The 19242-nt window shown below is 70.2% G+C and carries 9 protein-coding genes; 4 read left to right on the forward strand and 5 right to left on the reverse strand.

Going from position 1 to position 19242, the window contains the following annotated elements; translation table 11 throughout:
• The first annotated feature begins 222 nt into the window (after positions 1-222).
• Positions 223-1416 (forward strand): metallophosphoesterase, encoded by a 1194-nt coding sequence (locus ACH4VO_RS08270; RefSeq protein WP_360984564.1) that lies wholly within the window; start codon positions 223-225, stop codon positions 1414-1416.
• A 367-nt stretch (positions 1417-1783) separates the two neighbouring features.
• Positions 1784-2935, forward strand: coding sequence for a MarR family transcriptional regulator (locus tag ACH4VO_RS08275; RefSeq protein WP_360984561.1), 1152 nt, complete (start codon positions 1784-1786; stop codon positions 2933-2935).
• A gap of 146 nt (positions 2936-3081) precedes the next feature.
• On the opposite strand, the gene ACH4VO_RS08280 is transcribed toward ACH4VO_RS08275, so the two are convergent.
• The 3 genes from ACH4VO_RS08280 to ACH4VO_RS08290 all read right to left on the reverse strand — a co-directional run bounded on the left by ACH4VO_RS08280 (position 3082) and on the right by ACH4VO_RS08290 (position 6394).
• On the reverse strand, positions 3082-3636 hold the full coding sequence (locus ACH4VO_RS08280) for a GNAT family N-acetyltransferase (protein WP_360984558.1): 555 nt from the start codon (positions 3634-3636) through the stop codon (positions 3082-3084).
• A gap of 541 nt (positions 3637-4177) precedes the next feature.
• On the reverse strand, positions 4178-5641 hold the full coding sequence (locus tag ACH4VO_RS08285; protein WP_360984555.1) for a glycoside hydrolase family 76 protein: 1464 nt from the start codon (positions 5639-5641) through the stop codon (positions 4178-4180).
• Positions 5642-5761: 120 nt separating this feature from the next.
• Entirely contained in the window at positions 5762-6394 is a 633-nt protein-coding gene (locus ACH4VO_RS08290) for a TetR/AcrR family transcriptional regulator (protein ID WP_360984552.1), read from the reverse strand.
• 60 nt (positions 6395-6454) lie between these two features.
• On the opposite strand from ACH4VO_RS08290, the gene ACH4VO_RS08295 reads away from it, so the two are divergent.
• The gene (locus ACH4VO_RS08295; protein WP_360985057.1) at positions 6455-7426 is read left to right on the forward strand and encodes a GNAT family protein; all 972 of its coding nucleotides are present in this window, start codon (positions 6455-6457) and stop codon (positions 7424-7426) included.
• Positions 7427-7446: 20 nt separating this feature from the next.
• On the opposite strand, the gene ACH4VO_RS08300 is transcribed toward ACH4VO_RS08295, so the two are convergent.
• Together ACH4VO_RS08300 and ACH4VO_RS08305 are read right to left on the reverse strand one after the other, a co-directional pair.
• A complete protein-coding gene (locus tag ACH4VO_RS08300; protein ID WP_360984549.1) occupies positions 7447-7851 on the reverse strand; it encodes an FKBP-type peptidyl-prolyl cis-trans isomerase in 405 nt (134 codons plus the stop codon).
• A gap of 879 nt (positions 7852-8730) precedes the next feature.
• Positions 8731-11982 carry a GH92 family glycosyl hydrolase gene (locus tag ACH4VO_RS08305; protein ID WP_360984546.1) on the reverse strand — a complete coding sequence of 1084 codons (3252 nt, stop codon included), beginning with the start codon at positions 11980-11982 and terminating at the stop codon, positions 8731-8733.
• Positions 11983-12869: 887 nt separating this feature from the next.
• Between ACH4VO_RS08305 and ACH4VO_RS08310 the strand changes: the two genes are divergently transcribed.
• A complete protein-coding gene (locus ACH4VO_RS08310) occupies positions 12870-19214 on the forward strand; it encodes a DEAD/DEAH box helicase (RefSeq protein ID WP_398440899.1) in 6345 nt (2114 codons plus the stop codon).
• Positions 19215-19242: the final 28 nt, after the last annotated feature.

Below are 19242 nucleotides of genomic sequence, written 5' to 3' on the forward strand. Positions count from 1 at the left end.
GTCCGGGCTTCCGGGCGAAACGGCGGCAGCGGTTCGCCGATCACTTAGCCGGCCGAACTCCGTCACCTCGCCCCGGCTGCCGGGCTCCACGGCCGCCACGTCAATCGCATCGTCACGCCCTCACGACCACAAGGTTCAACTGCACGGACTGCCGTTGAACTACGCATCTCTCCCATATCGTGACGCGAAGGGGGGCGGGTTCGGACGTGAAGGGAAACACCTGTGGCATACCGCAGAACGTTCACCGCAGCGCTTCCGGCGTTGGCAGCAGCCCTCGCGCTCGGGGCAACGACAGTGAGCCCAACTGGGGCGGCAGCCGACCAGGGGCGTGACTCCCCGCCTGCCGTCGCTCTGCGGCTGATCGGTGTGAACGACTTCCACGGTCATCTACAACCACCCCGAGGCGATGACGCGATCGTCTCGCTGCACGGCGGCGGTTCGGTCACCGCCGGTGGCGGCGCCTACCTGGCCGCGCATGTCAAGCAACTGCGTCGCCAGGCCCCCGCGTCCCTGGTGGTCGGGACCGGAGATCTGATCGGCGTCTCTCCGCCGGAGTCGGCGCTCTTCCATGACGAACCCACCATCGATCTGATGAACGGCCTGGGGATGGCCGCCTCCACCACGGGCAATCACGAGTTCGAACACGGCTACGAGGAGCTGGAGCGCCTCCAGCACGGCGGCTGCCACCCACAGACGGGCTGCCAGTTCGACCACCCCTATCGAGGGGCACGCTTCCCCTACCTGGGAGCGAACGTCACCCTGGCGCACACCGGCCGCAACGCCCTCCCGCCGTACTGGATCCGCCGGGTGAACGGTGTCCCCGTAGGCTTCATCGGCACACCCCTGCAGGGCGTACCCGAAACACTCGAACCCGGCGTGACCGCGGGCTTGCGGTTCGGCAACGAGGTCGAGGCGGCAGACCGGTACGCCGACCTGCTGGACCGTATGGGCATCAAGACCATCGTCCTGCTGCTGCACCAAGGCGACGTCAACACCACACCCAACGGTCCTGACACCTGCGATGTCGCCGCCGGCGGCGCAGGCCGTGCAATCGCCGAAGGGGTCACCTCGAAGATCGACGTCATCTTCAGCGCCCATACCCACGCGCAGTACGTCTGCTGGCTGAACGACCCCGCCGGCCATCGGCGGCCGTTCGTCCAAGGACGCTCCTACGGACGTGAACTGTCCGTGGTGGACCTGCGGATCGATCCTGCCACCAGGGAGGTCATCCGTGGCCGGACCCAGGCGTTCAACCGGATCGTCACCCGCGACGTCCCACCCGACGCGGCCGCCCAAGCCTTGGTGGACCGGGCGGTGCGACTGGCTACCGCGATCACCGGCAGGCGGGCAGAACAGGTCCCCCGGAGCATCGACCACAACGGTCGTTCAGCGGCCGAGCCCACCCCCGAACGCTGAACCCCGAGTGCCAAGATGCGAGTGCCGAGATGCGGGTGCCGAGATTCGGGATTCGAGTGCCGGAAGGCGCCGACTCACTCGTTCGTGTGTACATCGAGAGGGCCGGGCCCGGCGCTCGAGCTTCGGGATCCGGGTGCCGGGATCCGGACTCCGGGATCCGAGCGCTCTCTGATAACCGGTAGGTAGAAGAAGGGGGTTGGGAAACCTCCCCACCCTCCCCACCCCGCCACGGCCAGCAAGTATGACTAAATGTGATCAGCTTGCAACGCGACGTCATGACTGCTTACGGTGCCCCCAACGAAACGACCCCGACATGGTGCGCGAACACCGGCCGGGGTCTCACCCCAAGATCGAAATGAGCGATCTCGTGGCTACCGAGAACCTTAGCCCTGCCCTGCGCGCCCCCGCACCCTCCCACCCGTACCCGAAGTCCCCCCGCGGCTACGGCAAACGCTCCGCACCGGACCAACGCCCAGCGCGTGCAGACGACTTCGCGCTGCTGCCCGAACGTGAGCGCCACATCGCGGGGTACGTCGACCACCTCCCCGACGGCGCGGCCATGGACATCAAAACACTGGCCAAGCACCTCCCGCTCTACGGTCAGATGGCCGTCGGCAGCGCCCTCAGGGCCCTGACCGTCGCCGGTCACCTGCGGCGCGCGCAGTGCCGGACCGGTGAGGGCGAGAGCCGCTGGGTCACTCTCACGTACTGGTCCCGCACCGCCCGGGACAACGAGTGGTGGGACGCCTTCGCAGCGGCCGAGAACACCCGGGTAGTCGCCCAGGAAGCAGCAGAGCTCCCGACCGGGCCGCCGCCTCCGTGGGCCCCGACCGGCACTCCCGCCGAACAGGAGGTCGCCGGGTCGCCGGCCCCGCAGCTCGCCGCTCCCGAAGTCACCGAGGCACCCCCCACGCAGGCCACCGAAGCACCCCCCGCCACGCCCCCCGGGCCCGCCCCACGCACGGCCCCGCAACCGGCCCCGCAGCCGACCCCCGCCCACGCCCCGTCCGTGCCGCGACAGCGCACCACCCCGGAGCCGGTCACAGGCAGCCACCTCTCCCCCGCCTACCTCGCCCTGGCCCGACTCGGCCTCACCGACCCCCGCCTGGCCCTCTCCGCCACCGGCTGCGCCGCCCTGGAGAACCTGGCCACCGCCTGGCTGGACCGGGGCGTCAGCACGGACTACCTCACCCACGCCCTCACCACCGGCCTCCCCACCCAGGTCGACTCCCCCGTCGGCTTCGTACGCCGCCGCCTCCGCGACAAGCTCCCCCCGCACCTCCCCGCCACCCCGAAACCGGCCACGCCGGACGCTCCCGCACGCCGCCTGCTCGTGGAATGCACCGACTGCGGCAGGCCCGGCCCCTCCGAAACACTCCCCGACGGCCTCTGCCGCCCCTGCCGCACCCCGGCACCCGAAAGCGCCCCCGCAGACCCTGTGGGCCCCGAGGACCCTCCCGCCGAACGCGACATCCACGCCCTGGTCGGCAACCTCCGCAACCTGATGCGGACTCCGTAAACCGGCCCCCACATTCCCATGTCGGCGGAATCCGTCACGCTCGTCCAAGGGCGCGCCCCTGCGAACTGCTCACGGCTCCGCACATCGCCCCGGCCGGACGGGGCGGCCCGAACGGAACGATCACCATGTCCCCCAAGGCCGCGAAACTACTCGGCCTGAAGCGCGCCTGCCGGGACCTCGAAGACGAGCGTGAGCCCGTCCTGCTCTTCCCCCTGCTCGCCGACGCGCGTGAATCCGAAGCCCGCGATGGTGGCCAAGGAAGCGCTGTTGTCGGATCCGATACGGGCCCGCACGGTCCTGACACCGGGTTCGGCGGCGGCCCTGGCGAGCAGCGCCGTCAGTATGGCGCGGGCATAGCCCTGGCGGCGGAACCCGGGCACGACGGTGTAGCCGACCTCGACCATGCCGGCCTCGTCCGGCGGCCCGTGGAACCCGGCGTCGCCGACGACGGCCCCGTCCGGCTCGGATACCACGGCCCGCGTGATCCAGGGCGCGGCAGAGGGGTCCTCGGCGAGCTGGTCAGCGCGATAGCCGAAGATCCAGCGGGCCCGGTCGCCGACGAAGTGTTCGTCAAGGTCGACCCCGGCCTCGGCACTGCCGCCGGCGAGGTCACCGTCGGCAAGGGCTCGCAGCGCCCGTGCGTTGAGCTCGACGAAGCGGACACGTTTGGGGAGGGAGGTGGGGACTGATTCGATGTTCATCGCGGCGATGGTCGCCCAGCGCCCGAGAGCTGTCCACCGTTTTGCGGCCTCGGCCCACATCGCGAGCGTCCCGGTCGGGCCGCGACATGAGACGGTCCGTACGGACGCCGCAATACTGGTCAGGAGCGCCGGTCACCTACCGGTTGGCCGCCCGGTTTCGACGGAGAGCGGGCGGTACCCCGTCGAACGGGCGATCCGGCTTCTTGGCCGAGGACCGGCGTCACAGGGCAAACGGCCGATATGCCCATGCCTGGTCAACCACTTCCTCGGCCGACAGCTCCCGCTCCGGCGGCCAGTCACGGCCCGCACGAACCCGCAGCGGTACCCAAAGTCCGGGGGTCCGCCCGACGTGGTGGATCGACGGCGCGGCGCCCCCCCTTACCAGTCTCCGTACCGCGCGCGCCCTGGTCACCCCCGGCGTCACCACGACGGGGGTGCGTGCAAGACGTCGTCAGGGGGACTCGAGCAGTCCGGACGGCGCCGGTCGTTGACCGGACGCGCCCGTTCCGGATTCCCGCTCGCTCCTCCGGCTGTCGGCGGCTCAGCTGCCGGCAGCCGCGTTGAGCAGATCGAGGGCGCTGTGCTGGCAGCCGTTGCCACTCACGGTGAACCGTCCGGCCCAATGGGGCCCGTACTGGTCGAGGGAGTTGCGGTCCTGGGCGTAGGCGGTGCCGGCCTGGCGATCGAGGTAGGCCGAGTACGGGTGGTCGCCGAGTGCCTTGTTCAGGATGCCGAGGCCCCTGGCGTAGGCACCCTTGAAGGAGTCGCCGTCGGAGGTGCAGCCGGTGCCGTCGGGTTCGTACGGCTCGCGCAGGGTGCCGCCGGGGTTGAGATAGGTGGAGGAGGTGGATGCGTCGGCGAGGGTGCGTGCGCTGTCCAGAAGGCGGTTGTCGCCCGTGGCACGGTGCAGTTCGGCAAGGCCGGCGAGGATCACTCCCTGGTTGTAGGTCCAGGTGACGTCGCCGTTGTTCGCACAGGCGCCGGTCAGTCCGTCGTTGATCAGGTTGCCCGAGTTGATCATCCCGCTGTTCTTGAACCAGGCCCACTCGTCGTTGGCTCGCCGCAGATAGGTGGTGTCACCAGAGATCCTGTTGTGCAAGGCCGCGTTCAGATGCAGGTAGAGCTCGTTGGTGATCGCGTTCTTGTACGGTTTGTCGGTCGCCCACTGCACTCCGCCGCCGCACGCCGAGGACCAGTAGGCGTGCATGTGGTCGGCGTCGACACGGGCGGTGTCCAAGTACCGCCGCTCGCCCGTGAGATCGTAGGCGGCCACCCACGCCAGGCCCCACCAGCCGGTGTCGTCCAAGTAGCTGTTGGTGAAGTCGCCGCCCTCGGCGCCGCGGAGTTTGTCGTAGGTGTTGGAGATGGCGTACGTGTAGCTCGGCATGCCGCTGACCCGGATGTTGTCGATCAGCGAGCTCAGCGCGGTGGCCGAGGTCCACCAACTGTCGGCGAACCGGCCGGTGGCCTTGTTGTAGCCCATCATCAGCGCGGTCGCCGCCGCGGTGCTCCTGCTCCAGGCGTTCCAGTTCACGCGCGCCCAGCCGGTGCAGGCGATCTCCGCCCGGTCGCCCGCCTTGCCGCAGGCCCGCAGGGCACCGATGCCCGCGTTCGCCCAGTCGTCGACGTTGTACATCTGACTGCGCCAGCCGGCGGCTCCCTGCGGGATCTTGGTGGAGCCGAGTTTGCTGCCCGAGGACCATGTCCTGCCGCCGTCGAAGGAGCGGTCGAGCCATACCTCGTCGCCGGGGCTTCCGTTGGCGATCGACGCCCACCCCATCACGTCGTTGTCGGAGAGGTGCAGACCGATCGTGCGGGAGTGGATCGACGCGGTCACGGGGCTGCGGTCTCCCGTGGCGTACTGCGGGTCCCGGGCGTCACAGTACTTGTTGCATATCGAGCCACCGGCTGCTTCCGCGGAGGTGGGTGCGAGCGGCGCCGCGAGGCAGGCGAGCAGGAGGGGCGCGATCACTGCCCGGCGTGGACGGGGGAGGCGGAGGCGCATGAGGGGCTTCCTTCTGTGAAAAACGCGAAAACGCGACAGTGCGCATTCAAGCAATAGACGCGCGCATGTCAAGCGTCGGGAAGATGTCACGGTCCGCTGTCGCCGAGGTCGGCCGGGCAATCAATCCGGTGTGCGCGCATCGGGCGGAGGCGGAGTCGACCGCCCGAGCGAGGCCAGGAAGTCGTCGAGCATCGCGGTCTGTACCTCGACGGGGAACCGGCCAGGGTCGAAGAGCGCCTGGACGACCAGCCCATGTGTGAACGCGACTGCCGCCGCAGCCAGTTGCTCGGCGTCGGCAGCCGCATCGCCCAACTGTCCCAGCCGGCCCGCCGCTTCGACATGCGGCCGGACCACCCCCCGCAACCGCTCGTAGCGCCCGGCCTGCTCGCGGGCCAGCCCCTCGTCGGCAAGCGCGAGGTCCCACGAGCTGACCCAGATGCGGTTGCGGGCGGTGTCGTCCGGCGTCAGCGGCAGGATGTCCTGCAGCACGGCGCGCACCGACGGCAGCCCCTCGGCAGGCCGCGCGCGGCGCGGGCGTTCCGCGGTCCGTACCTCCAGCAGGTCCAGCGCGTGCGCGATCAGAGCCCGCTTGGTCGGGAAGTAGTGCATGAGCATCCCCGTCGAGCCGTTCATCGCGGCGGCGACGGCTCGCAGGGTCAGCCCGCCGAACCCCTTGTCGGCGAGCACGGCCCACACCGCCTCGGAAACATCCTTGCGGCGGGCTTCACGGTCTCCGGGTGCGGGTGGCGGCATGCTGCTAGCTTACGTACCGAACGCTCGTTACGTACCCCGCATCATCGAACCGAGGTGACCGTGTTCATCCTCCCGCTCCGCGAGAACGCCCAGCTCCGCCCCCTGGAGCCCGCGCACGCACAAGAGTTCCTCGACCACATCGACCGGGCCCGCCCGAACGTCGACCCCTGGATCCCCTGGGCGACCTTCAGCACCGACCTCGTCTCCGCCACGGCCACCCTCCAGCGCTACGCCGACAGGCAGGCCACCGACACGGGCCGGATCTACGGGGTCTGGCGCGACGGCACCCTGGTCGGCGGCGTGATGTTCACACGCTTCGACACGGCGTCGGGGAACTGCGAGATCGGCTGCTGGTCGGAGGAAGCGGGCCAGGGCCTGGGCCTGATGAGCCAGGCGTGCCGGGAACTGATCGACTGGGCGTTCGGGGAGCGCGGGATGAGCCGCGTCGAATGGTGGGTCTCCTCGGCCAACACCCGGAGCATCGAAGCGGCCCGGCGCCTCGGGCTGACCCGGGAGGGGGTGCTGCGGCGGCACACCGAATACCGGGGCGAGCGACTCGACATAGAGATCTGGTCGGTGCTCTCCGACGAGTGGCCGCCCGCATCCGGCAGCACCGCGCCGGCCGACAAGGCCGAACTCGACCGCCTGATGTCGGCCTTCCTCGGCGCGTTCGACAACACGAACGGCTCCCGCCCCGAAGTCGATGTGATCCGCCAGGTGTTCATCCCTCAGGGAATGATCATCAACAACACCCGCACGGGCCCCGTGGTCCACGACCTCGACGCGTTCATCGAGCCCCGGGCGAAGATGCTCACCGATGGGACGCTGACGGAGTTCTCCGAGTGGGAGGTCTCCGAGCGGACGGAGATCTTCGAGTCGATCGCGCACCGCACCAGCGAATACCGCAAGTCCGGCTTCCACAACGGCGAGCGGTTCGAGGGCGCGGGCCGCAAGACGACCCAGTTCGTACGGACGCCCGCCGGATGGCGGATGGCTGCGCTGACCTGGGAGGACGATGAGCTTCGTCGGTGAGGCGGTTCAGACGGAGCCGGTCACGCCGGGCCTCGACGGGCCGGCCCGCCCACCACCGTGAGCAGGTCCACGACGAAGATCAGCGTCGAACCCGCCGGGATCGACGGAGAGGGCGACTGCTTGCCGTAAGCGAGACGTGGGGGAACGATGATCTCGCGTCGGCCGCCGGCCTTCATCCCCCTCACGCCCCGGTCCCACCCCTTGATGACCCTGCCGCCACCCACGGCGAACTTGAACGGCTCGCCCCGCTCCCAGGAGGAGTCGAACTCCCTACCGGACGCGAACGTGACCCCCACATAGTGAACCTGGACGACCCTGCCCGGCAACGCCTCGGGTCCGTCCCCGACCACGAGGTCCCGGATCGTCAGCTCGGTGGGCGCCTCACCCTCCGGAACAACAATTGCGGGCTTGGTCAGTTCGCTCATCACGGTCCCCTCGCTCGCCGCCGGAGTCCCTCGCACGGGCCGACCGGACACATGGACATTCCATGCGGCAGGCAATCACGCTACCTGCAGACATACGCGACTGCAGCAGGGTGGCGGGGCATCTGGCCTGCCTCGCCGTCAGGTGGGCCCCATATAGGGAGCACTGTCCACGCTGTGTCCCGGGGAGTTCCGGCGTGGCGCGGAAACAGGTGGCTGCCGACTTCGGGATCCATCCGGCCTCGGTGACGAAGCAACCGCGCTGCACGGACACTTCGTCGACGAAGGGGCCGCATCGCGCGGACACCGAGAACAACACCGGCGACAACGCCGGCCGAGTCGGTCGAGCTGCGCGAGGCCGGAACGGTGTCCGAGGTGACCGACGCCGTCGAGGAGGTGTCCCGGGAGGCGCAGGCGGCGCGTGCCTCCCTGCTGCTCGGGTTCCTCGGCCACGGCTTCCGCCCCGAGGGGGGGTCCTCTTTCCGATCAGCTCCACACCGCCGCGCCCGGTCCCCAGACGGCCTTCGACCTGCCCGGCGAGGTCGGCCGGATGACACAGCGGTACGGGGGCGTGCCGGACCTGGCTCTCGTGGTCCACGGCTCCGAGGTGAATCCCGACTCACGTCGGTCACCAACTCGCTGAGCTGGAGGAACAAGCAGCGCAAGATCTCGTAGTCGCCCGAGCCGCCGCCCTCGCTGCCGTCCGCGAACGGTGGGGCGACCTCGGTCAGGCGTCGGTGCCCGTTGGACGGTGGGCCGGATGCCGGGGTGGGCGAGCATACGAAGGGCCCCGGCGCTTGCGCGCCGAGGCCCTGAGGAGAGGGGTGCGCCGATCCGGAACGGCGCACCGCAGGCTGGGTTCCGGCGGTCCGCCGTCCCTCTCTACACGAGCGTCATCGCGTAGATTTCGACGCGGGAGTCGTCCGGCAGCGAGACCGAACGGACCGTCTTGCCCCCGTCGAGCTCGGCGGCCGTACCGAAGAGCCGAACGGACGGTCCGTCGACACCGCTGCCCCGCTTGATGCGGTGCGGCATGTCGAGGACGACCGTGCCGCCGTCCGGCACGGAGCCCGCCCAGTCGCCGAACGCCACCGGTACCTCCGTGCTGCTGCCGTCCGTGTAGTGCACGGTCAGTGTGGTGGTCACAGGACCGTTGTGCGCCGAGCCGACCAGCCGCAGCGCGCTGTGCTGTCCGGCGGGCAGCAGGAGGGCCTGCCCGTGTGCTTCGAGGAAGTTGTTCGCCGTGCCGGTGGGATCCGGCGCGTCGTACGTCACCCCGTCCCACGTGACCGGCCCCGCCTTGGGCAGCAGGTCGCCGTCATAGCTCCAGCCGTGCCCGTCGAAGTCGCCCTCGTCGGATTTCGCCACCGTGGCCGTGCCGTCGTGGCCGAGGTCCGCGCGCAGGTCCACCGCGCACTGCCCGTTCGCCTCACTCGCGCAAATCGTGGCGGCTCCCACCACGACGGTGGCCTTACGGGTGACCGAGTTCGCCCCTCGGCCCGCGACCTTCACCTCCACCGGGTAGGACCCGGCCGCGACGCCCGGCGGCACGGTGATGTCGAGCGACACCCTCTTCTGCACCGGGAGGTGACCGGAATCGATCACCAGCGGTGAACGCTGTGCCGTCGTGGCCTTCCAGCCGCTGGGCACCTTCGCCGTGACCGATACGTTCAGCTTTCCTGGTGCCTGCCCGAGGACGTCCAGCGTGAACGTCGCGATCTGTGCGGCGTCACCCGTGGGGACGACCGCCGAGGCGGGACGCAGCGACGCGTCGACGTGCTTGCGGCTGTCGGGGGACGCCTGGTTGACGGAGGGCGGCTGGGCGCCCTTGCCCGTACCCCAGGAGGAGGGGGAGGTCCCGAGCCGGTGGGCAAGGGTTCCGCCGTGCGCGAGCTTGTTCCAGCTCAGCCAGGTCTGGGGTACGTCCCGGCCGTTCAGGGCCACGCTCTGCACGTACCGCTTCGTGTCGCTCGCTCCGGGTGCCTCGATCGTCAGCGTGCCGCCCTGACCCTTGGTGCCGGACGCCTTGGGGTAGCTGCCGATCCGGACGGTCGCCGACTCGAACTGCGGGCTGGACACGGCCAGGAAGTCGCCGCCGCTCATCGTCGGGTAGAGGCCGAGGGAGGAGAAGACGTACCAGGCCGACATGGTGCCCAGGTCGTCGTTGCCCGTCATCCCGTCCGGCCCGTTGGTGAACAGCGTCATCGCCGCACGCACCACGGTCGCGGTCTTCGCCGGTGCGCCGACCCAGTTGTACATGTACGGGGCGTGCAGGTCCGGCTCGTTGTTCGGGTTGTACGTCGGCTTGCCGTAGTAGTCGTACGGCTGCGAGATCCAGTCGTTCCGAGCGGTGCCCGCCGGGTCGGTGAGCAGTTTGTCGTGGACGAAGAAGGAGTCAAGCCGCTTCTCGGTGGCGCTCCGGCCGCCCATCAGGCTGACGAGACCGGCCGGGTCCTGCGGTACCAGCCACTGGTACTGGTACGCGCCGCCCTCATGGAACTGGTGCGCCGCCTCGACCGGGTCGTACGGCGTGAGCCAGGTGCCGTCGGCCGTCCGCGGCCGGAACTGCTGGATCGAGGAGTCCCACAGGTTCCGGTACCACTGCCCGCGCGCGGCGAACATCCGGGCATCCGACGTGTGTCCGAGCCGGTCGGCCATCAACGCGAGCGACGCATCGGCGGCGGAGTACTCCATCGTCGCCGACGCCGGGTGCTTGCAGTCGTTGTCGCCGCCCTTGTCCGCGCAGTCCTTGCCGAGCTCAAGTCCTGACGGGATGTAGCCGCGCTCGGTGTAGTGGTCAGATCCCGAGCGTCCGTTGTACGGCGAGTCGGCGGGCGGGGTACTGGTCGCGTTCTTCTTCAGCAACGCGTAGGTCTCCGCCTCGTGCCCGGCGAGCAGACCCTTCGACCAGGCCTCCACGAGGAAGGGCGTGACCGGGTCACCGGTCATGATGTTGGTCTCGCTGTTGGCGAGCGCCCAGCGGGGCAGCCAGCCACCGTCCCGGCCGGCCGCGACGACCGACAGCGCGACGTCCCGGGCGACCTTCGGCTCCAGCATCTGCAGAAGCTGGTTCTGCGGCCGGTAGGTGTCCCAGAGCGAGAAGTTCTGGTACGGCGTGTAGTCCTTCGCCGTGTGCGTCTTGTTGTCGAACCCCTGGTACCTGCCGTCGACATCACCGGCGAGGTTCGGGTGCAACTGGCTGTGGTACAGCGCGGTGTAGAAGGCCTTCTGCCGGTCCGCCGCGCCTCCGCCGACCCGGATGGAATCCAGCTGCTTCTTCCAGGTGTCCTGCAACGCCTTGCGCGTGCCGTCGAAGTCGAAGGACTCCTCGGTCTCCGCGGCCAGGTTCTTACGGGCGCCCTCCACACCGGTGTAGGACAGCCCCACCTTGAGGACGGCGTCCCGGTCGGTGGTCGCGTCGAAGGTCACCCAGGCGCCCTTCCGGCCGCCTCCCTCCGCGTCGCGGGTGCCGGGCTCGGGGTCTGCGCCGTCCCACGTGCCGTAGGCCTTGAAGGGCCGGTCGAAGGTGGCGCTGAAGTACACCGTGTGCTCGTCGTGCCCGGCGCAGAAGCCCCCGGCGTGCACCCGGCCCTCGATGGTGCGGTCACCGACGACGTGCACCTCGGAGTCCAGCACGGACTGGTTGGCCTTGCCCGTGTTGAACAGGACGTTGGCCGACCCGGTGGAGGGGAAGGTGTAGCGCTGCCACCCGGTGCGCTCGGTGGCGGTGAGTTCCGCGTCGATGCCGTACTTCTTCAGCCCCACCCGGTAATAACCGGGACCGGCCTGCTCGTCGTCGTGGCTGTACGGGGAGCGATAGGCGTTCGGGTCCACGGAGTCGACCGCGCCGGTGGTCGGCATGATGGGCAGCTCGCCCATGACGCCGCAGCCGACGCCGGACAGGTGCGTCTGGCTGAAGCCGTAGATCGAGTCCTGCTTGTAGTCGTAGCCGCCCTGGCCGTCGGTGTCCGGACTGACCTGGACCATGCCGAACGGCGCGCTCGCCCCGGGGAACGTGTTGCCGAAGTTCTGGGTTCCCACGAAGGGATTGACCAGATCGATCGGTTCCGCCTCCGAGGCGGCGGCGGGCCGGGCGATGCCGACCACTCCACCGCTCACGAGTACGGCGGCCATCAGACCGGCTGTTATACCGGAAGCACGGGGACGGAACGGTCTGAAAGCAAACCGCATGGGGCATTTCCCTTCAAGTCCTGACACGACTGACAACGTTGTCACTCTGTTCGATGGCACCGTAACCCCCGACCGGCCCGGATGTCACCGGTCGCGCGGGGGCAACTTGCCCTGCCACCACCCGTCGACGCGTGCCGCCTGGAGCGCAGGACCGGGCCGGGTTTCTGCGCGCAGGAATGGCAGCGTGAAGTCGTGGACCTGAGCCGGCCTCTTCGAGTCGGCCGACAACCGCTGCTGCCTACGAGGCTGACGCCCGCTCGCTTCCCGGAGGGCAGTCCATACTCGCGGGGCGAGTTGAGAACCTGACCTTCATCGGCCGACAGCATCGGACGTGTCACTGGTGTTACGCGGCAATCCCTCATGACGCCTGCCTGTCACGCGCATCCGACTTCCGGACCGGGTCATCTCTCGCGGCTCAAGCACGATCCCTTCCCCGCACATGGACGCATCTTCGGTGTCCGCTCGCACGACGTCGAGTCGAGGTCGGTCCGATCAGCGCCGCTGATGGACCGATTGACGAATGGCCACCTGACGATCACCGGCTGGGACCGTTCACCGTCGGCCGTCATCGGTCCAACGCCGGGACGGCGCCCACACCTCTGCCCCGGCCTGCCCTCGTTGCACCCGAGATTGCCGCTACGGACTTCACAGATCTTCATGCTGTTGACGACGTAAACGTACTACACCTAACCTCCGCGAGAGCCGGAGGTGTACACTCCCTGCAAGACATATCCGTCCTTGCACATGACGGGTGGAACGGGGGAGGGCACGTGGGCCTGGGTACGGTTGACGGACGGTTCCGGATCACGGGGGTCGTGGGACGCGGGAACATGGGTGAGGTGCACCGGGCGGAGGACCTGCGTGCCGCCCCGGACTCCCCGCACCGCGAGGTCGCCGTCAAGACCGTGCTGCGCGGCCGGACCGGGGTCGCCGTCGACACCTCCGGGTCCGGCAAGGAGATCGACCGTTTCCGCCGCGAGGTGCGGATCATGCGCATGCTCTCCCAGGGACACCCGAACCTCACCCTGCTGATCGACGGCGGCGTGGACGGGACGCAGGGCGGCAGCGGTCTGCCCTACCTGGCCATGGAGTTGCTGGACGGTCATCCGCTCGCCGACCTCATCGACGAGGAGCCCCAGCTTCCGGTCTCCTGGGCCGCCGCCGTCGGAGCCCAGATCGCCGCGGCTCTCACCGCCGCGCACACGGCCGGGGTCGTCCACCGCGACCTGAAGCCGGCCAATGTGATGCTGACCGGTGACGGCACCCTCAAGGTCCTCGACTTCGGCATGGGCTCGATCGTCGACGATCCCGACCAGACGCGGCTGACCAGTACGGGCGTCAGCGTCGGCACGGCCCGCTACATGGCCCCGGAGCAGTTCCGGGCCGAACCCGTCTCCGCTCTCGCCGACCTCTACGCGCTCGGCTGCATCCTGTACGAACTGCTCATCGGGCGGCCGCCGTTCTCCGCCAGGACGCCCTTCGAGCTTTCCGAGCAGCATCAGCACGAAGCGCCGCCGCAGCTGACCCTGGTGCGCCCGGACCTCCCCGCCGAGCTGGTCAGGCTCGTCGGCCGCCTGCTGGAGAAGGACGCCGACCTGCGGCCCGAGAACGCCGCCCAGGTCCACGACGCCCTGGTCCCGCTCGCGCTCGCGCCGGACGACACCGCTGACCTGCTGGCCCCGCACTGGCGGGTGATGGACCCGGTGGCGCGGCTGCGTTCCCTGCTCCCCGAGCGCACCCCTGCCGCGCCCGCGCCCGTGCCGCGCAGGGAGCCGCGCCTGCCCGAGACGATGGACGTCTTCGGCATCCACGCCGATCTGATCAAGGAGTACGAGGACTTCACCAAGAGTGCGACGGTGATCCGGGACGCCCGGATCGAAGGCTTCGTCGAGGACGACCTGGCGGCGAAGTCGCAGTGGCCGGACCCGTGGCTGTCGCTGAATCCCTTCTTCGCCGACGGCGGCCAGGTCACCGACCTCGTGCGGGACGGCGTGCTGCACCCCAGGTGCGCGGAGATCTTCCAGGCGGGCAAGAAGGAGAACGCGCGGCGCCCCGACGGCCGTCCGCTGACCTTCCACCTCCATCAGCGGCAGGCGATCGAGGCCGCGCAGGCGGGCGACTCCTACGTCCTGACCACCGGCACCGGTTCCGGCAAGTCCCTGGCGTACATCGTCCCGATCGTGGACCGTGTCCTGAAGGAACGTCAGGCGGCCGGGCCCGGCGGGGGCGGGCGGGTCCGCGCCATTGTGGTCTACCCGATGAACGCCCTGGCCAACTCGCAGCTCGGCGAGCTGGAGAAGTACCTGCGCCACGGTTTCGGGGCGGGGGGCGAGCCGGTCACCTTCGCCCGTTATACCGGGCAGGAGTCCGACGAACAGCGTCGGGAGCTGCGCAGGAACCCTCCGGACATCCTGCTGACGAACTACGTGATGCTGGAGCTGATGCTGACCCGGCCGGACGACAGGTCCAGCCTGATCCGCATGGCCGAGGGGCTGCAGTTCCTCGTCTTCGACGAGTTGCACACCTACCGCGGCAGGCAGGGCGCGGACGTGGCGTTCCTGATCCGCCGGGTCCGCGAAGCCTGCCGGGCCTCGGCGACCCTGCAGTGCATCGGCACCTCGGCGACCATGTCCACCGAGGGGTCCTGGGAGGACCAGCGGCGCGAGGTGGCCAGGGTCGCCGGCCGGCTGTTCGGTACGACGGTCCTGCCGAAGCGGGTCATCGGCGAGACCCTCGTCCGGGCGACCGAGGAGGCCACGGCGGACGTGCCCGCCGAGCGGCTGCGGGTTCCGGCGGCACCCCGCTCGTACGACGCGCTGACGAAGGACTCGCTGGCCCGCTGGGTGGAGTCCCGGTTCGGTCTGGAGCGCGAGGAGGGCACGGGGAGGTACCGCCGGTGTGCCCCGGGCACCCTGGAGACGGCGGCCGGCGAGCTGGCCGACGCCTCGGGTGTGGCCGAGGAGAGCGTGCGCGAGGCGATCCGCACCACCCTGGAGGCCGGTGCGCAGGCGAAGCACCCGGTGACGGAAAGGCCGTTGTTCGCCTTCCGGCTGCACCAGTTCCTCTCCAAGGGCGACACCGTCTACACGACGCTGGAGGATCCGCTCACCCGCCCCCTCACCCGCACCTACCAGCTGGAGCAGCCCGGCAGCGCCGGCAAGCCGCTGTTCCCGCTGGCGTTCTGCCGCGAGTGCGGTCAGGAGTACCTGACCGTCTGGCGCTCCGAGGAGAGCGGCGCGTTCCGGTACGAGCCGCGCCGGGACACCTCCGCCTCCGGGGGCCGCGACGGCGAGGGTTATCTGTACCTGGGCGTGCCCGGGGAGGACTACGAGTGGCCCGCCGATGCGCAGAAGGCCGTGGACGACAGGCGGTTACCCGAGTCGTGGCTCGAACGGGACGCGCAGGGCGTGACCGTCCTCAAGAAGTCCTACCGCCCCCGGGTGCCCAAGCGCGTCGTCGTGGACGCCTTCGGGAACGAGTCGGACGAGGGTCTGGTGGCGGCGTTCGTCCCGGCGCCGTTCCTGTTCTGCGTGCACTGCCAGGTCTCCTACGAGCAGACCCGCGGCCGGGACTTCGCCAAGCTCGCCACCCTCGACCAGGAGGGGCGTTCCTCGGCGACCTCCCTGATCTCCGCGTCGATCGTGAAGTCCCTGCGGGCGGTGCCGGAGGAGAGCCTGGGCAAGGAGGCGCGCAAGCTCCTCACCTTCGTCGACAACCGGCAGGACGCGTCGCTCCAGGCCGGGCACTTCAACGACTTCGCGCAGGTGACCCAGTTGCGCGGTGCCCTGCACCAGGCCGCGGTCCGGGCCGGCGAGGAGGGGCTGCGCCATGACGACCTCGCCGAGGCCGTGACGAAGGTGATGGGTCTGTCGTCCCGCGAGTACGCGGCGAACACGAAGCACTCCAGGCTGGCGCCCTCGATGGAGAGCCGTGCGGCGAAGGCCTTCCGTGACGTCGTGGGGTACCGGCTCTACCGCGACCTGGAGCGCGGCTGGCGCATCACGATGCCGAATCTGGAGCAGACGGGGCTGCTGCGCATCGACTACGAGGACCTGGGCTGGATCGCCGCCGAGCCGGACCGCTGGGAGTCCGTCCACGCCGTGCTGCGCGACGCGGACCCCGCGCTGCGTGAGGAGATCGCCCGGACGCTGCTGGACTTCATGCGGCGCGCCCTCGCCATCGACGTGCGGTATTTCCGCGACGACTTCGACACGTTGCAGCGGGCGAGCGAGGAGCGCCTCGCTGGTCCGTGGGTGCTGAGCGAGAGCGACCGCCCCACCGTGGGTACCGCCTATCCGTACGGCTCGCGGCCGGGTATGGAGCGTTCCGCGCTGTTCCTGTCGGCCCGCGGCAAGTTCGGCAAGTACCTGCGGCGGAATCTGCCCGAGCTGCGCGACCTCCCCCCGGAGGACGTCCAGGGCATCATCGAGGACCTGTTGAGGGTGCTGCGCGAGGCGGAGTTGGTGCGCGAGGTGGAGGCGGCCCCGGAGCACGCCGGACCGGCCTACCGGCGCCGGGCGGCCGAGAAGCGCATGGGGTACCGGGTGTCGGCCGCCGCCCTGATCTGGCGGGCCGGGAGCGGCGAGCGGGGCGCGATCGACCCGCTGGCCCGCACGTACAACCGTGGTGAGGGGCCGCGGGTCAACCCGTTCTTCCGTGACCTGTACCGGACGGCGGCGGCCGAGCTGGCGGGCCTGTTCGCCCGGGAGCACACCGCGCAGGTGACGCCGGAGGACCGGCTGGAGCGCGAGCGGGAGTTCCGCTCCGCCGAACTGCCCCTGCTGTACTGTTCGCCGACGATGGAGCTGGGCGTGGACATCTCCTCGCTCAACGCGGTGATGATGCGCAACGTCCCGCCGACCCCGGCGAACTACGCGCAGCGCTCGGGCCGGGCGGGCCGTTCCGGCCAGCCCGCACTCGTGACCACGTACTGCGCCACGGGCAACAGCCACGACCAGTACTACTTCCGCCGCTCCCAGGACATGGTGTCCGGGCAGGTGGCCCCGCCGCGTCTGGACCTCGCCAACGAGGACCTGGTCCGCTCCCATCTGCAGGGCATCTGGCTGGCGGAGACCGGGATGAAGCTCGGCAGGGCGATCCCGGACGTCGTCGACGTCGCCTACGACCCGGACGGCGGCGACCGCCCCGATCCGCACATGCCGCTGGCGCTCCTCCCCCACATCCACGACCTGTCCCTCGACGAGGACGCCCGCCGGCGCGCGATCGCGACCGCCCGGACCGTACTGGCCCCGCTCATCGGGGACTTCGAGGCGACCACGTGGTGGTACGACGAGTGGATCGAGGACCGGATCGAGCGGGCCCCGCAGGAGTTCGACGCGTCCTTCGACCGGTGGCGGGAGCTGTTCCGGGCGGCGGTCATGGACCAGTACGAGCAGAACAAGCGGGTCGTCGACCACACCCTGACACCCGGTGAGCAGGGCCGGGCCCGGACCCGCCGGCGCGAGGCGGAGACCCAGACGAACCTGCTGCTGAACCGTTCGTCCGACAGCAAGTCGGTGATGAGCGACTTCAACCCGTACCGCTATCTGGCCTCCGAGGGATTCCTGCCGGGTTACAGCTTCCCGCGGCTCCCGCTGGCCGCGTACATCCCGCGGTCCGGCAACCGCCGCAACGCCGACGGCGACTACCTGCAGCGTCCCCGGTTCCTCGCGATCCGGGAGTTCGGCCCCGGGGCGCTCATCTACCACGAGGGGGCCCGCTACCAGGTCACCCGGGTGCAGCTGCCGCCGGACGCCTCGGGTGACCTGGCGACGGCGGAGGCGAGGCGCTGTGACGGCTGCGGCTACCACTACGCCGTCAAGGTCGGCGCGGACGTCTGCACGATGTGCCACGAGCAGCTGACGGGCAAGCGCACCGGCCTGCTCCACCTGCACACCGTGTACACGACGCCGCGTGAGCGGATCTCCTCCGACGAGGAGGAGCGCCGCCGGGCGGGTTTCCGCCTGGAGACGTCGTACGCGTTCCAGGACCACGGCGTCCGCAAGGGGCGTCTCACCTCCCATGTCTCCGACCGCGAAGGCGCTCCGGTCCTCGACCTGGACTACGGGGACTCCGCGACCGTCCGCATCACCAACCTGGGCCGGGTCCGCGACAAGGAGGGCGAGCCGGACGGCTACTGGCTCGACCTCGGCGACGGCCGCTGGCTCAACGACCGGGCCGCGGCGGACGCCATCGAGGGCACCGGCATGCCGGTGGTCGACGAGGACGGCAACGAGAAGCGCCGCAAGCGGCGTGTCCTGCCCTATGTGGAGGACCGCCGCAACATCCTCGTCGTCACCCTGGACGAGCCGCAGCCCGAGCCGGTGGCCCTGTCGTTCCTGTACGCGCTGGAGCGGGGCATCGAGGCGGCGTTCGAGCTGGAGGACTCCGAGCTGACCGCGGAGCTGCTGCCTCCGGACGACGGCCCGCGCCGCCACCTTCTGTTCACGGAGGCGGCCGAGGGTGGCGCCGGTGTGCTGCGCCGGATCCAGCACGACAAGGAGGCCCTCGCCAAGGCGGCCCGGACCGCCCTGGAGATCTGCCACTTCGACCCGGAGACCGGCGAGGACGAGGGCGGACCGTCGGACGACGAGAAGTGCGCCCGCGGCTGCTACGCCTGCCTGCTGTCCTACGCGAACCAGACGCATCACCGCAGGCTGAGCCGGCACAGCGCCCGGCCGCTGCTGGAGCGGCTGGCCGGCGCCCGCACCGAGCGGGAGGACCGGGGCGAGTCCCGCAGCGAACTCTTCCGCAGGCTGGCCCCGGCGGCGGACGGCGGAAGCACCGCCCAGGAAAGCACCCCCGCGGCGCACGACGTGAAGCCCTCTCATACGAGTGCCGAGGTGCCCTCGCCGACCGTGCTGGAGGCGGATCTGGCGACCCTGGTCGCGCGGGGCGACCTCCTCGGCTGGCTCAGGGCGAAGGGCTACCGGCTGCCGGACGAGGTCAAGGTCCTCGTCCCGGAGGCGGCGGCGTGCCCCGACCTCGTCTTCCGCCTGGACGGGGCCAGCCTCGCCGTGTTCGTCGACGTCCCCGGTCAACCGGCCGACGCGGCCCGCGATCTGGAGGCCGGCTACCGGCTCGAGGACCGTGGCTGGGACGTGGTGCGCTTCCCCACGGACGCGGACTGGGACGCCATAACCGACTACAACGCCGCCTACTTCCACCTCCGTTGACCGCCCCCACCCCGCCTCGATCACTAGG

It is taken from the genome of Streptomyces sp. NPDC020780 (assembly GCF_044334475.1).
Classification (GTDB): domain Bacteria; phylum Actinomycetota; class Actinomycetes; order Streptomycetales; family Streptomycetaceae; genus Streptomyces.